Below are 15,567 nucleotides of genomic sequence, written 5' to 3' on the forward strand. Positions count from 1 at the left end.
TTGGAGAAAAAAGATAAACTGTTGAGTGAGCTTCAGCTTCAATTGCAGGAAAAAGTAGAGCAGTATGAAGCGAAAGAAAACGATACACAAGCCGAATTGGAGAAAAAAGATAAACTGTTGAGTGAGCTCCAGCTTCAATTGCAGGAAAAAGTAGAGCAGCATGAAGCAGAGAAAAAGAAATGGCAGGAGCATATCGTCAAGCTGGAGGAAGAGACAGAGGAAAAACAACGCCAGCACCAGGAACAAGTTCAATCCATTGAAGAACAATTGGCTGAAGTACAGACAAATATGAGTGAAAAGGCACAAACAATTGAGTTATTAGAAAAGCAAGTTACAGAGCTTACAGCAATTCCGACAAAACAGCCACCAAACACGCCGAGAGTGAACGCTACGGGTAAACCATGGTTTATGCGGGTATTGGAAGAGCAAAGTTCGATCAGCAAGACAAGGCCACCGGCAGCCATGCCGTTTGACGTAAGGAGTCGGCAAACAAATGTGGGGGATTTTAGAAGGCTACAATCCATGGCGGGAGACAGCCAGCCGCGGCCTGCCCAGGGAAATCAGGCAAACTTCAACGCACTACAGCCTATGGCAGGGACCAACCAGCCACGACCTGCCCAGGGAAATCAGGCAAACTTCAACGCGTTGCAATCTATGGCAGCGGATGGTCAGCCACGACCTGCCCAGGGAAATCAGGCAAACTTCAACGCGCTGCAATCTATGGCAGCGGACGGCCAGCCACGACCTGCTCAGGGAAATCAGGCAAACTTCAATGCGCTACAATCTATGGCAGCGGACGGCCAGCCACGACCTGCCCAGGGAAATCAGGTAAACTTCAATGCGCTGCAATCTATGGCAGCGGATGGTCACCCACAACCTGCCCAGGGAAATCAGGCAAACTTCAATGCGCTGCAATCTATGGCAGCGGACGGCCAGCCACGACCTGCCCATGGAAATCAGGTAAACTTTAACGCGTTGCAATCTATGGCAGCGGATGGCCAGCCACGACCTGCCCAGGGAAATCAGGTAAACTTTAACGCGCTGCAATCTATGGCAATGGACAGTCAACCACAGTCTGCCCAGGAAAATCAGGTAAACTATGCTATGCCGAACGTTTCCCATTCTTCTGAAGGGGAAGGATGGTCCAATCAAGAAATACCGAACCAATATGAATCAAGCAGAATACTCGGTGCAGGGGACAATACACCGATGAACCAATTGCCTTCGGAATATACCGATGCCGGACACGTTATAAAAAAAAACATGAATCCGATAAAGAGGGAGGAGTAAAAAGTTCCGCTTTCTTCTACATTCATGAAGTAGTATATGAAGAGATGATCGCTTATTGTAGGCAGGGTCTCCCGAATGAAGCGTGTGGGCTGATCTCTGGCCCGGCAGGAACCGACACTGGACATACGCTGTGGAAACTTCCGAATGAAGCAAAGCAAAAAAATCGTTTTCTATTATCAGAAGATACCGTAGCGGAAGCTTTGGAGGAGATAAGGAGGAAAGGAGATCAACTGACGGGCATTTTCCATTCTCATCCTACAAAAGTGGCATACCCTTCAGCAATGGATATCGCTTGCAATCCATATCCAGGTGTTGCCTATATTATTATATCGTTTACAGATTCTCCCCCCGACGTACGGTGTTTTACAATGAAAGATAACAAGCTGCAACAGCTGGACATCGTACTTTTTCGGAATAAGTGAGAGGAGGGTAAGGAGGTTTTCTGTTTTTTTAAAGAGAAAGCCTCTTTTTTATTCCATACTATACCAGATTCGTACGGCAAGCATATTGTGTTAGTAGGACTAGCAGAAAGGGGGAGGTGCTGGATGAACACCCGTAGATATTGGGTAAGTCCGGGAAATTATCCCGGTAAAAATAACGGAAAAAGCATGACTGTCAGACCGGGAAATAATACGTTCGGACTTTACGGTTCTTCACAACATACACCAGCTGCAAAAAAAGGCGGATGCGCTTGCGGCGGGCCGAAGATAGTGAAAGGAAAATAAACATCCTTCCGAACGTATTATTTGAAAAACTCGCGAGGCGTGTGGCACGGCGGGCGAAAAAACCGAGCGGCAATGCCCGCGAGTTTTCCTGTTTTCTGGACAAGCCTTTATACAGCGAAAAGAAGGACAAAAATGGGCAAACGCTTCATGACAGGAGCGGAAGCGCTTATTTGCTAGAATCATAGAATATAGTAAACTATCTTTTCAAAGATGCGGGTGGGGACCAGTATCGAAGATGAGGTAGGATATGTGAAAGCCTCCACTAATGGAAGTTTCACTTTATAAAGCTCCCCGGTATCGCACTGAGGAGCTTTACTTTTGATAGACCATTCGAACTTGCAAGAGTCGAAATGGGAATGAAAGATTTTGAGAAAAAAAGACGTAAAAATGTGCTGATTTCTTAGGCAAGCGCGGAGTCAACCCTATGCATGTTTAAATATATTATAGTAAACCAAAAAAGGAGATGATAACATTGGCTTGCAGTTCCTGTTTCAATCCATGCTGTTCAGGCTGCGGAGGAAACCGGGTCGTTATTTGCCCCCCTACGTTTTGTCCGCCCGCACCTACACTGCCTGTAGGCGCCGGGTGTAACTTGCTCTGTGAATTACAAGTAAGCGAAAGTGTACCGGTTGCAGCTCCTACTGCTGCTCAACAGCCAATTACTTCGGTAACCATCACCACGGATCAAGTAGGTGATCGTGTACTCTTAGAAGGAACGGTAGAATGGGCACCGGCTGGTATTCTTACATTGCCTATCCTGGCCCTCCCATTGACCCTTAATCTGGGCGTACCAGGAACATTCAGAATCTGGCGGGATGCCATTGGACCGGGTGGCACGAACATTTTTGAAACTACAGATACAAGCTCGCTTCTGAACATTTCTCTTACTTCTCTGGTTCTGCCTCTTACAGCTACTCTTACTTTCAATCCGACAACTACCAATTTCCACTTTGTCGATCAGACTGCACCGCCGGGACCACATACGTACTTCTTAACTGTTGACGTACCAGTGGGTAGCAGTATCGTACCATCAGCGTTTGTCTTTACAGCTCAAGAAATTAATCCTAATCCGCTTATATAGAAAGCAAAAGAGGACTATAGCAAAGCTCTCTGTCAGTAGCTGCTGGCGGAGAGTTTTTTCTTTTAAGATGGATAACGAAGATTCCCCTGCCCTGCATTTATAGGGAGGGGAGAAAGTGCCGCTCTTTATATACATATGCTTATTTTTCGCTTTTTTTGGGGCTCCATATAAAATTTCTAAATTCATCTTCCAGTCCTTTTTTCACAATAAAACTTCTCATAAGGAAATATACATCAATGGTTTCTTGCATACGTTCTTGTTTTTGTTTTAATAGTTCACGCGATTTTGTGTACAATCCATACAACCTATTGTATCTTTCCCTGTATTCAATCAACACTTTATGTGATTTTATGCATGAATCGAACAGTTCATTGCACTGTTCATGGTAGTCGATCAGTAATTGAACTAACCTTTCGTTAGGATACCCCCTGTATTTTCTTCGTATCGTATTCCGTTCTTTTAACACATCAAAAGGAATCACCTTCCGTTCTTTGTCCACTTTTATCACCCCGCTTTTTACTATTGTATTAATGCGTTGTTTGCCTTGTCTCCACGTTCGTGTAGAGGGGCACACTTTTTCCGTTTTAAGGGGAAAGCAGGAGGGACGTATGAATGATTCGTAGTTGCTTTTCACAAAAAATAGCCGGGAAATTTCTGCCCGGCCTTCATAAGTATGCTATATTTTTGTTTCGATTACAGCAGCCGCTCCTGCGACGGCAAGAATCAGCAAGAAAATAAATGAACCCGGAAAAAACCAATACAGTGCTACTACAAGTATGGAGGACCAGATGCCGACACACCAGTAGCAGCTTAAAAGTTTACCGATCCAGCGACGCAGGCCTGTTCCTTTAACCTCAATTTGCTGGATCATCTGTCCGTTTGCATCTTCTTCATGTGTTGTCGTTAAAAAGGGAGTCCGGATAAACGATGCGATCTCATCAAATACGATGAAGTGCGTAAGGCGGAACGAAGCAAGCACGAGAACGACAAGATGAAGCCATGAAAGCTCAGGCAAGCAGTCTCCTCCTTTTCTGAAAATAATTTACTTTTTAGTTGATGCTGTATTTTATGATATTCGCCTTCGGAAAATGAGGAAGAAAAAAACACTTTTTCAATTGTGTGGGCTAGGTCTGGGTAGCTTGATGGGCAGGAATACATTTTCTAGTAACACATCAAACCGTTGGAAAATACCATGAAAAGGAGGGCCATATTAGGATTAAGGATATGACACAGAATGGGGGATATGGATGAATACAAAAAAAGCAAAAATAAGTCTGTGTATGATTGTTAAGGATGAAGAACGGTATTTGCCTGCCTGTTTAGAGAGCGTTCGGACGTTCGTCCATGAAATCATTATCGTAGACACTGGCTCTAAAGATCGAACTGTTAAGATTGCTAAAAAATATGGTGCCAAAGTATTTCACATACCTTGGGAGGACGACTTTTCCAAGGCGCGTAATGTATCACTAGAGAAAGCTACAGGGGACTGGATTCTTCATTTGGATGCGGATGAACAGTTCGAACAAGAAGATAAAGCAAAAATTTTGTCACTCGTTCAATCAGGAACAGCAGAAGGATATCTTTTTCAAATTATTAATTACAATTTTGAATCCACCGGAGATGTATGTGTGTTTCCCAGCTTACGGTTATGGAGAAACAAGCCCGAATACCGCTTTACCGGCGCACTTCATGAACAAATTTCTTTGTCTATTATTGAGCATACTACAGCCGATAGTTTATCGAGCACACCCATTCGTATTCATCATTATGGATATGCAGAAGCTGTCATGAAAGAAAAACGAAAAACGGAACGCAATATAAAAATTGCTGAATCAGAGGTAAAAAAACATCCGGGAAATGGATTCTATCATTATAATCTTGGTACGGAATATTTAAGGTTAAACCGATATCAGGAGGCAACTCAACAATTTCAGCTTGCGTGGGAACATTCGCGAGGAGTTCAAGAGGTCTGGGTAGCCAGCTTGTTTAAGAACTATACCAATGCGCTTCTTGTCATGCGGAAATTTCCCGAAGCGATTCATCTTCTGAATAAGGGGATACAACTTTTCCCCAATTTTGCGGACTTAACTTATCTTAAAGCAGTTTGCTACTTTGAATTAGGTCAATACCATCAAGCGGCAAATTTATTTCAACAGTGTCTAATGTTGGGAGCGTCTCCAACGCCCCAGTACCCCAGTAATAAAGCATTAAGCAATGAAAAAGCGCATTATGCTTTAGCCCTCTCCTACGGAAAAATGAATCGAATCGATGAGGCGGTCCATCATTTTCAACAAGCCTATTTATGCAACCGAAATTTCACAGAGTCTCTTCATCAATTGTTTCCCTTGCTTTGCAAGAAGGATTCGGTGGAACAGGCAAAAGCAAAGTTGCATGAGCTTGTTCAACCTACCCGGATAGAAGAATATATTTTGCTGGCAAAAATTTTTATGACGTGGTACCAATATCCTGCAGCTAAACATTATTTTTTGGAAGCAGAGCGGGTAGAGCCGAATAATCAGCAGATTTTTTATTTCGCGGGAATTTGCTCGTTGCGTGAAGGAAATTATGCCCAGGCTGTTTACTGGTTTAAGCGCCTTGATAAAGCGTCCCCTAATTATGACGTAGCACAGCTTTTTCTTTATTATTGCTATACAGCTATGGATCAGCAAGAAGCCGCTTTTCATTTACTGAGCGGTATTGAGAAGAATGAATCGTTTTTGCGTGCACTTGCAAAAGTGTATTTAGAGGAAGCTGCCCTCTTACTCCAGGAAGGGCTATTTTATCATCCTGATTCTAGCATCATTAGCCCAAAACAGCTACATCAAATTCGGGAGGTGATGTCCCTTGCCTAAGTTAAGTTTATGCATGCTTATTAGAAATGAAGAGGATTGGATTGCCCGTTGTTTAAATAGCGTAAAAGATATAGTGGATGAAATGATTATTGTCGATATAGGCTCGTCTGATCGTACAGCAGAGATTTGCCAATCGCTCGGGGTACACGTGCTGCCCTTTTCCTGGAACGGAAGTTTCTCCGATGCTCGCAACTTCGGTCTTGAACACACAACAGGAGACTGGATTCTCTGGTTGAATGCCGATGAAGAGCTTGATGGAAACGATCGTAATAGGCTGCGTTCAAGTTTGGATAAAAAAGAATACCTTGCTTTTTCCCTGCCTGTAAGTACGTACTATGGTGAAAGTCCCGTCCCACAACATACAATTCAGACATCCCGTATTCGACTATTTCAAAATCACAAAAATTATCGTTTTATCCATCCAATACACGAAAGCTTGAGTATTGAAGAAGGAGAGAAGGAACAGAAGATTGGCTTTCTCGATATAAAAATCCATCAGTACGGACACTTGAGTAGCAGTATAGAGAAAAAGAAAAAGAAGATGGGCTCGCGTTTTACTGAGGATATTGAACGCACGTTTTTCCCGCTTTTCCAATCGCTCGTTACGAAGCGAAATTATGCTACATCATTTCACTTACTCGAAGAACTAGAAGATATCGGTTTGCCGAGCGATTTGATGAGCTGTATGAAAGGATGGACTTTCATGGCGATTGGGCTGTCTTCGAAAGCGCAGGCACTACTTTCTAATGTGTCAAGTTCAAGCCTGTATTATCTTCCAGCGTTAGAAGCATTGTGTGCACTTGCATGGATTGAAGAGAAATTTGATGAAGCCGATATGTATGTCAAGCAGATAGAAGCGATTGCAGGCCATGATAAAAGAGCAGCTACTTTCCGTCTGCTTCATCAAATATTCACAGAAAATCGCATGGACGATATGAAAGAAATGAATATGGCAGTTGTACATGAAGTGCTTTGTAAACTGTTTGAACTTAAAGGAAAAAAGCAACTTGAACAGCTTTCCATATTTGCGCATGAGACAGAAAATGCAGCCTTAGAGAAAAGAATAATCGAATTGGCAGGCGAATTCGGTTATATTCCTATGAATACACCTTCTGAGGAAAATCTGCAAGAGAGTCCTCTATCATATGTTGAACACGTACTTTCGCAACAAAATGTTCCAAAAGCAAGAAATCTTTATAAACAAATCCTGCATCATTCCCCTCTTCAAGAGGACATCCGCAGCAAACTAGCAGCCATCACTCTCCTTGAGTTAAAGCAGTTGTTATCAACTAGGACGCACCACCATTCCAATTTAAATAATCTGTATCAGGCAGTTGCCGATCTCCAGTCTACATTCGAGATTCCGTTTCATAAATCGTAAAAGATAGGCAATCACACATGAATGTTTTGGAACATACCATGAGTAAATAAAATACTGGAGGTGTGTGCTTTGAATCCAAATACGTTTAAAATCAACTGGGTAGGATCGCAATGTATCGACCATAGCCTGGCTTTGGTAAATCGAGAAATATGTAAAAGACTTATAGCTGAAAATAAGTTTGATATTGGGATTATTCCTTATGAAGAAGATCCTCATTTTGTTATAAGCAAAGAAATAGAGCCGATTAAGGAAAGATATACTGCCGCAAGTAGCCAGGCACATATAACGGTAAGGCATCAGTGGCCGCCCGATTTTACCGGGCCGAATAGCAATCGATGGATTTTGATGCAGCCATGGGAATTTGGCTCGATTCCACGGAAATGGTACATTCCTATGAAATATTGGGTGGATGAAATTTGGGTTTATAGTACGTACAATAAGGAATGCTATGTACGCTCCGGAATACCGGAGAGCAAAATCAAAGTGATTCCGCTTGGTGTCGATGAAAATAAGTTCCACAATAATGTAGAGCCAATTGCTCTAAATACGAATAAATCCTTTAAGTTTTTATTCGTTGGCGGAACGATTGCACGTAAAGGGATCGATGTATTGTTGCAAGCATATCTGGATGAATTTACACAGGAAGACGATGTTTGTTTGGTGATTAAAGATTTTGGAACAGATTCTTCCTATAAAGGAAGGAACTTTGGAGAGATTATTCAACAAATACAATCGAATAAAAACAATCCTGAGATTTTATATATGAACCATCATTTATCTACTGATGAGTTGGCAGGCTTATATAGAGCATGTGATTGTTTAGCCCATCCTTACCGCGGCGAGGGATTTGGGCTGCCCATTATTGAAGCAATGGCTTGCGGTACGCCTGCAATCGTTCCTTCTTTAGGACCAAGTAAAGACTTCTGCCAGGAAGATACCACTTTTTTTATTTCGAGTCAGCAAGAAAGATTGGTAGACAAAAAAATTAGTGAAATGGAAACCGTTGATTTTCCGTGGTGGCTGAAAATTGACAAAAACGAATTGCAAAGAAAAATGAGATTTGCATACGAAAATCCGGATATAGTACAGCAAAAAGGACAAAAGGCAAGTCGAGAAATTCTTTCTACATTTACTTGGAACCGCAGTGCCCTATTAGTTTCCGAACGGTTGCAGGAAATGCTTACCGAGGAGCAAACGACAAGATTAAACGCTCAAGAAATCATCAATGAAGAAATCAAAAAGGGAATAGAGTTATACCAACAAAATTTAGCAAATGAAGCGTTAGGTATTTTTTTACGTGTCCTTGATGTATATCCGACTTCAACTCATGCAAGGTATTATGCTGCTGGTGCTTATTTGCAGAAAAAGGAAATGAACGAGGCGCTTGAACATTTTGTTTTTATCTCTAACACGATGCACCGGCAATCTGAATCTTTTCAGGCTACGATCTGGAATTACATCGGTATTTGCTATGTAAGTCTGAAGGAATACGATAAGGCAATCGATTCATTTCGCAAAGGAATGAAAGGAGATTCTATAAATCAGTCCGAGGCTATTAATTGTTACCAGGAGATGATGAAGCATTCCGATAAAAAGGAAATATTAGTTGAAGTATATCGTGATTTAGGCATGCATTATTTTGAGATAGGAAATGATTTTCAATCAGAAGAGATGTATACAAAAGCTTTGGAAATCGATGCAAACCGGCAGGATGTTCAACAAAGCCTGCAAAAAGTACAGGAACGGATAATGCGTATAAAAGAAACATATGCAAGCCGCCGTTCGGTATCCGAAGTAAAAGATGTCAAGGAATTGTATCATCGTATCGCCCATAAATTTGAAGGCGGGGAAGAAGTTATACGTCAGCTTCGGGAATATTGGCTGCCTTATTTCCTTCCAGGAGACAAAGTTCTAGATATTGGCTGCGGCAATGGTCTTCTTATGGAGATGTTGAATCGCATCGGTGTTGAAACGGAAGGAATCGATTTTGACAAGGAGAAGGTTGCACAGGGCAGGGCAAAAGGATTGAATATCGAGGAGAAAAGAGCAGAAGATTTTCTGGCCGGGAAAGAGGCTACGTATGATGGCATTTTCATGGGACATATTGTTGAGCACCTTGCTCCCCATGACTTGTTAAATTTATTAATCCAATGTACTAACGCTTTAAAGAATAACGGAAAACTTATTATTCTAACACCAAACATTGCTCATACTCCTGTGCTTGAGAACTTTTGGCTGGATCTGACGCATGTTCGCCCTTACCCGAAGTTATTAATGGAGTCCATTTTAGAAACCTTGGGACTAACAGTAAAAGAGAGCAATTATCAAAACGATAACTATGATTATTATGTCGTCGCGCAAAAGAATGTCCATGAGGTATTATGGCAGTCTCCGATTTATAATGCTTCCGGGTATGCCGAGGAACAGAAATCGATTTTGGATGCATTAAGGCCATTTTCTTTAAAAATAAAAGTTGAACCTGTAGAGCCTCAACAAAAGCCTGAATTAACAAGTAAGGAAATGAAAAATTATTTAGAAGGCCTGCAAAATAACAAATTAGAACAATTGCTTATTCACTATCAAGCAGCTCCTGCTTATTTATTTGCTCCTCCTCGTGCCCCAATCTCCATTGGACGCACGATGTTTGAGACAGACTCACTCCCTCCTGGTTGGGTTGAGAAGATGAATGGATTAACTGAAATATGGGTGCCATCTGAATTTAATAGAGAAACATTTGCGGCGGCAGGCGTGGACAAAGAACGAATCTTTATTTTGCCAGGAACACTTGATGACCAGCTATATAATCCCGAACGGGTCCAACCTTATCCTCTCGAACGTGCAAATTTATTCAACTTTTTGTCGGTATTTGATTGGAGTAAGCGTAAAGGTTGGGATGTACTGCTTAGAGCTTATTTTAAGGAGTTCTCTGCCAACGAAGATGTGTGCTTGATTCTAAAAGTAAGCAAAATGCAGGAAGCAAATGTAAGCCCCTATGAAGAAGTTTTAGAGCAAGTAAAAAAACTGGGATTAAGCAGTGCCCCTTCCGTTCATATCATTGAATCCTATTTTACAGAAGAAGAGATGATTCGATTATATGCTGCTGTGGATGCGTTTGTATTGCCTTCGCGTGGAGAAGGCTGGGGGCGTCCCTATATGGAAGCTATGGCAATGGCTTTGCCTACGATCGGAACGCGCTGGGGAGGACAGACTGCTTTTATGAACGATACAAACAGTTATTTAATTGATATAGAAGGGGTAGTGCCTATTGATCGAAACATCCCATATTTTGGGCAATTTGATGGGCATAAATGGGCTGAGCCGAGCGAGGAGCATTTGAGGCTTTTGATGCGTAGTGTATATGAAAATGCCGAGCAAGCAAAGCAGGTTGGGAAGAGAGCCAGAAAAGAAGTCTTCGCTACATTCTCGAAATCAAAAGTGGCCGAGCGAATGTACCGGAGGATTGACGAGCTTGTTCAGCGTTTTTATAGTTGAGCAAATGAGGAATGCACGAACAAAAATACAAACTAAAGGTTGATAGAAAAGTGAAATTTATTTTGCTTTCCGGTGGATCAGGAAAGAGGTTATGGCCGTTATCCAATGCTTCTCGCGCAAAGCAGTTTTTAAAAATGTTAAAAAATGAAGATGCGGAATTGGAATCCATGATTCAAAGAGTCTGGCGACAATTGCATTGTGTTCAATTAGCAAAGGACACTCATATTGTAACAAACAAAGCGCAAGTTGATATCATTCAAAATCAAATAGGTACCAGGATTCCGCTTATTGTTGAACCGGAGCGACGGGATACATTCCCGGCGATTGCTTTGGCTGCGAGCTATCTTTATTCTTACGCTGAAGTAAGCTTGGACGAAATTATATGCGTATTACCTGTTGATGCTTATGTAGAAAATCGTTTTTTTGAGCGGATGAAGGAGATAGAGAAAACAATAACTGAATCAGGAGCTAATCTTGCTTTAATAGGAGCTTATCCGTCATACCCTTCGGAAAAATACGGTTATATTGTTCCCGTCCATTATAAATCAAGTGAACAAATGTTGCCTTATATGACTGTGCAAAAGTTTATTGAAAAACCTTGCGAGGAAGAGGCACAAAAATTAATTGGGCAAAAAGCGTTATGGAATTGTGGAATATTTGCCTTTACACTCGATTATTTGCTTGGTCTACTGGCTGACAACGGACTTCCTCTGCAATACGAAGAATTGGTAAAACGTTATATGGAACTTCCTTCAAACAGCTTTGATTATGAGGTTGTAGAAAAAGCCGAGCATATTGTGGTTATCCCTTATGAAGGTGAGTGGCGAGACCTCGGTACATGGAATACATTAACGGAAAAGATGGATACGTATGTAATCGGCAAAGGCGTTGTCAGTACTGATTCCAATAATACACATCTAATTAATGAATTGGAAATCCCGGTTGCTATTTTAGGGCTATCAAATATTGTCGTTGTTTCAAGTCCGGACGGAATTTTAGTATCCGATAAATCAGCTAGTCCGCGCATGAAAGAAATCATGAAAAATATCGGGCAACGACCTATGTATGAAGAGAGGCGCTGGGGCTGGTATCGTGTGCTGGATTACAAAAAATTCGAAGATGGGAATGAAGTATTAACCAAAAGACTCAAGGTTCTGGCCGGTAAGAATCTTAGTTATCAAATGCATTTGAAACGCAAGGAAGTGTGGACCATTATTTCAGGAGAAGGTGAATTTATCCTTGACGGAAAATGGTCGCGGGTAAAACAGGGAGATGTACTCCAAATCCCTGTCGGAGCCAGACATGCAGCCAAAGCAACCTCTGATCTCGAATTGATCGAAGTACAGATGGGCAGCGAGCTGATTGAAGAAGATATTGTTCGTCTCTGTATGATATGGGAGGAAATGGAGAAAAGCGTATGAAGCACTTGCTTCATACGCTTTTCTATTTACAGGGCTTTCAAAAGATACGAATGATAAAAGAAAAAAGGAAGAATAGGCAGCGCCTGTATATAAGTGCTGACTTATTCTTCCTCATCCTTTTTATTCTTCCTATCTTTTTTGTTTTCCTGAAGTTTTTTATACTCCTCCATTAGCTGCTGCAGGACTTCATCTGAAACCTCAACAAAATAGTCTAATTCACGCATTGTAATCAAACACTGGCTTCTACCATCGATTGTTGTAAAACGAAACATAATTTTGCCGCCCGGTAGGATATCAGCTACTTCCCATATGAATTTCGTGCCTGTTTTATACCGTTTTCCCCGTCCGTAAATCGGGTGGAAGGGACGAAAATTTTCAACGATCCACATGGTGCCCCTCCTATCTGTTATGCACCCTACGTCGATTCTTCTATAAGTATTACAGTATATGCACGAAGGGTATGAGAAGAAACGAATCGTGTAACACAATTTCTGGATTATAGTTCTAAATTAACCTCACCGTTTTTTCCTCTCTACATAAAATAAAAGATGAACCGGAAAGAAGGAGTGAAATGTGTGTCCCCCATTGAACACATAGATGATAACACTGTATTAACAAAATTGTTAACCTTTGGACCTAGCATCTATTTGGATAAAAGAGATGCTCTACAGAACCTTATTATTCAACATGGGTTTTGGGAAAAAGCAGTAACGGATGTTTTTTTGAGCTTAGTAAAGCCGGGGATGACCGTCTTAGACATTGGTGCTAATTGCGGTTATTATTCTCTTCTGGCTGCCATGTATGTTGGTCCGCATGGAAAAGTTCATGCATTTGAGCCGAGCCCGCTTCATCATGATAATTTGATGAAAAGTATAGCAAAAAACGGGTTTAATCAGATTGAGCTGCATAAAGTCGCATTAACGAATATAGACGGTGAAACAACACTCTATATTTCTAGATTAGGAGGGGCCAGCATCTATAATCCGGGGCTTCCAGGAACAATTGAAGCTAAAGTAAAGACCGTTGTATTCACAGAATATTTCCCGAAACAAAAGGTAGACATTATCAAAATAGACATCGATGGGTCAGAACCACTAATTATGGATGGTTTGTTCCAGCTTATTGATAGTAATGATAACATCCAAATCATCATGGAATATTGCCCGTTCATATGGAGAGGAAGCGGATATCAGCCTCTGCCCATTTTGCAAAGATTTGCGGAGCGCGGTTTCAATTTTCATATCATTCGTCATGACGGTACGCTCGTTCCAGCTACGATCGAGCAACTGGAGACGTATTCAGAACCGGCTCACCTTGATTTAAAAATCGGAAGAAGCATGTAATAAGAGGTGAAGTCTTATGTTAATATCCCAGCTATGCAAAGAGCAGGACTTTGAGGCCGAGTGGTTTACGAACGCTTGCGCACAACTGCAGCATCCTCATATGTATCACCGGAAGTTATGGGAATTCTGCTATATTTATCAGGGGCTTCTTGAGAGAGGGATGCTTGCTCCCGGCAAAAGAGGATTAGGGTTTGGCGTAGGAAAAGAACGGCTTGTATCCGGTTTTGCAGCACAAGGCTGTGAGATTGTGGCAACAGATTTAGATTTTGATAGAGCGAAAGCACAAGGGTGGGTAGACTCAAATCAGCATAGCAATAACCTTGAAGGATTAAATCAATATGGATTGTGTGATGCAGAACAATTCTTTAAATTAGTAACTTTTGAGAATGCTGATATGAACCATATTAGCGATAAATATAATAACGGTTTCGATTTTACATGGTCATCATGCACATTCGAGCACTGCGGTTCCATTGAATTAGGAAAGCAGTTTATTGTGAATCAGATGAAATGTTTACGTCCTGGTGGTGTGGCGATTCATACGACAGAGTTCAACCTATCCTCTAATGATACAACACTCGATCATGGTGTAACCGTGCTTTTTAGAAAACAGGACATTGAATGGATGGTAGAAACATTAAGGGGTGAAGGCCACTCCATTGATATCGATTATTCTGTCGGGGATGGACATATAGAGTCATTTGTAGATGTCCCTCCTTATACAAACCAGTATCATCTTAGATTACAATTAGGTCAATTTGTATCTACTTCAATCGGCCTTATCATAAAAAAAGCGGAGGCGTGAAGATAACAAATATATAAAGAATCCAGATTTTCCGAGGGAAGAAAATCTGGATTCTTGTATTAGGGAATGCCTTATTTATGGTTACTCCTTCTCTTTTATTCGTTTCAAATCCGCTTCCACCATTAACTGAATGAGTTCTTCAAAACTTGTCTTTGGCTCCCAATGAAGCTGTTTTCTTGCTTTGGCCGGATTGCCTAGAAGAATATCAACTTCTGCAGGTCGATAAAATTGAGGATCAATAACAATATAATCCTCATAATTCAATCCTACATGATTGAATGCGATTTGGCACATGTCTCTTACGGTTGAGGTTCTTCCTGTAGCTATTACATAATCATCAGGATTTGGCTGTTGCAGCATAAGCCACATCGCCTCTACATAGTCACCTGCATATCCCCAGTCCCGTTTTGCATCAATATTTCCCAGACGAAGTTCTTTTTGTTCACCAACTGCAATTCGGGCTACTGCATCGGTGACCTTCCGAGTAACGAATTCTAGGCCGCGCAACGGAGATTCGTGGTTGAATAATATACCACTGCAAGTAAACATGTTGTAACTTTCCCTATAATTTTTTGTCATCCAATGACCAAATAATTTTGCGACGCCATAAGGGCTTCTCGGATAGAATGGAGTTTCTTCCGATTGAACGGCTTGCTGTACTAATCCGAACATCTCGCTCGAAGAGGCTTGATAGAACTTGATTTGAGAATCGGTTGCTCGGATAGCTTCCAGCATATGCAGCACTCCCATCCCTGTCACTTGTGAGGTAAGGATCGGCTGCTGCCAGGATGCTCCCACAAAACTTTGTGCGGCTAAATTATACACTTCATCTGGCTCTATTTTTTCTATAACTCGAATAAGGGAAGAGAGATCCGTTAGATCTCCATCGGTGAATTCTATTTGTGTATCTATGTTTAAATAGGATAATCTCCAGAAAGGATTGGTACTACGGTGTGCAAGTAACCCAACAACCCGATAGCCTTTTTCCAATAATAATTTCGCCAGATAGGCTCCATCCTGGCCTGTGATCCCGGTAATTAATGCAGTTTTCATTCACGCCCACTCCTTTTGAGCTGTATCTTCACATCCTTGTTGTACTTCGTTATCCTGCTCCTGATAGTTTGCCTTCTCATTTTAGATACCATATGACTAAAAGAGGCAATTTATGATTTTGTTA

Annotated in this window: 13 protein-coding genes; 10 read left to right on the forward strand and 3 right to left on the reverse strand. The window is 41.5% G+C overall.

The features are described from left to right. The 4 genes from AF333_RS32805 to AF333_RS12790 all read left to right on the forward strand — a co-directional run. On the forward strand, nt 1-1,290 hold a 1,290-nt coding region (locus AF333_RS32805; RefSeq protein ID WP_161808215.1), incomplete at its 5' end, for a hypothetical protein. Between the two features lie 20 nt (nt 1,291-1,310). Beyond that, the gene (locus AF333_RS12780) at nt 1,311-1,712 is read left to right on the forward strand and encodes a M67 family metallopeptidase (protein ID WP_255322204.1); all 402 of its coding nucleotides are present in this window, start codon (nt 1,311-1,313) and stop codon (nt 1,710-1,712) included. A 123-nt stretch (nt 1,713-1,835) separates the two neighbouring features. Further along, nucleotides 1,836-2,015, forward strand: a complete 180-nt coding sequence (locus AF333_RS12785) for a hypothetical protein (protein WP_043068952.1) — start codon at nt 1,836-1,838, stop codon at nt 2,013-2,015. 472 nt (nt 2,016-2,487) lie between these two features. Beyond that, nucleotides 2,488-3,096 (forward strand): hypothetical protein, encoded by a 609-nt coding sequence (locus tag AF333_RS12790; RefSeq protein ID WP_139188914.1) that lies wholly within the window; start codon nt 2,488-2,490, stop codon nt 3,094-3,096. Nucleotides 3,097-3,772: 676 nt separating this feature from the next. Here the strand turns inward: AF333_RS12790 and AF333_RS12800 are convergent. Continuing rightward, on the reverse strand, nt 3,773-4,111 hold the full coding sequence (locus tag AF333_RS12800) for a DUF1360 domain-containing protein (protein WP_043068955.1): 339 nt from the start codon (nt 4,109-4,111) through the stop codon (nt 3,773-3,775). 232 nt (nt 4,112-4,343) lie between these two features. Here AF333_RS12800 and AF333_RS12805 point away from each other — a divergent pair, with 232 nt between their 5' ends. From AF333_RS12805 to AF333_RS12820, 4 genes are all read left to right on the forward strand, one after another. Further along, the gene (locus AF333_RS12805) at nt 4,344-5,948 is read left to right on the forward strand and encodes a TPR domain-containing glycosyltransferase (protein WP_052812409.1); all 1,605 of its coding nucleotides are present in this window, start codon (nt 4,344-4,346) and stop codon (nt 5,946-5,948) included. Then, entirely contained in the window at nt 5,941-7,329 is a 1,389-nt protein-coding gene (locus AF333_RS12810; protein WP_052812410.1) for a glycosyltransferase family 2 protein, read from the forward strand. Before AF333_RS12805 ends, AF333_RS12810 begins: the two co-directional genes overlap by 8 nt. 69 nt (nt 7,330-7,398) lie before the next feature. Next, the gene (locus AF333_RS12815; protein WP_052812411.1) at nt 7,399-10,821 is read left to right on the forward strand and encodes a glycosyltransferase; all 3,423 of its coding nucleotides are present in this window, start codon (nt 7,399-7,401) and stop codon (nt 10,819-10,821) included. A gap of 50 nt (nt 10,822-10,871) precedes the next feature. Beyond that, entirely contained in the window at nt 10,872-12,242 is a 1,371-nt protein-coding gene (locus tag AF333_RS12820; RefSeq protein WP_043068956.1) for a sugar phosphate nucleotidyltransferase, read from the forward strand. A gap of 101 nt (nt 12,243-12,343) precedes the next feature. On the opposite strand, the gene AF333_RS12825 is transcribed toward AF333_RS12820, so the two are convergent. After that, a complete protein-coding gene (locus tag AF333_RS12825; protein WP_043068957.1) occupies nt 12,344-12,631 on the reverse strand; it encodes a hypothetical protein in 288 nt (95 codons plus the stop codon). Between the two features lie 186 nt (nt 12,632-12,817). Between AF333_RS12825 and AF333_RS12830 the strand changes: the two genes are divergently transcribed. Both AF333_RS12830 and AF333_RS12835 read left to right on the forward strand, forming a co-directional pair. Continuing rightward, nucleotides 12,818-13,585 (forward strand): FkbM family methyltransferase, encoded by a 768-nt coding sequence (locus AF333_RS12830; RefSeq protein ID WP_235356736.1) that lies wholly within the window; start codon nt 12,818-12,820, stop codon nt 13,583-13,585. Between the two features lie 16 nt (nt 13,586-13,601). Further along, nucleotides 13,602-14,390: a class I SAM-dependent methyltransferase gene (locus AF333_RS12835; RefSeq protein ID WP_043068959.1), complete on the forward strand. Its 789-nt coding sequence runs from the start codon at nt 13,602-13,604 to the stop codon at nt 14,388-14,390. Nucleotides 14,391-14,471: 81 nt separating this feature from the next. On the opposite strand, the gene gmd is transcribed toward AF333_RS12835, so the two are convergent. Further along, nucleotides 14,472-15,443, reverse strand: a complete 972-nt coding sequence (gene gmd / locus AF333_RS12840; protein WP_043068960.1) for a GDP-mannose 4,6-dehydratase — start codon at nt 15,441-15,443, stop codon at nt 14,472-14,474. Between the last annotated feature and the right edge of the window lie 124 nt (nt 15,444-15,567).

The sequence above is a fragment of the Aneurinibacillus migulanus genome (assembly GCF_001274715.1).
In the GTDB taxonomy this organism is placed as follows: domain Bacteria; phylum Bacillota; class Bacilli; order Aneurinibacillales; family Aneurinibacillaceae; genus Aneurinibacillus; species Aneurinibacillus migulanus.

Coding starts and splice junctions, on each gene's coding strand:
- AF333_RS12805 (WP_052812409.1), top strand. CDS start 4,344: ATGAATACAAAAAAAGCAAAAATAAGTCTGTGTATGATTGTTAAGGAT.
- AF333_RS12825 (WP_043068957.1), bottom strand. CDS start 12,631: ATGTGGATCGTTGAAAATTTTCGTCCCTTCCACCCGATTTACGGACGG.
- AF333_RS12785 (WP_043068952.1), top strand. CDS start 1,836: ATGAACACCCGTAGATATTGGGTAAGTCCGGGAAATTATCCCGGTAAA.
- gmd (WP_043068960.1), bottom strand. CDS start 15,443: ATGAAAACTGCATTAATTACCGGGATCACAGGCCAGGATGGAGCCTAT.
- AF333_RS12835 (WP_043068959.1), top strand. CDS start 13,602: ATGTTAATATCCCAGCTATGCAAAGAGCAGGACTTTGAGGCCGAGTGG.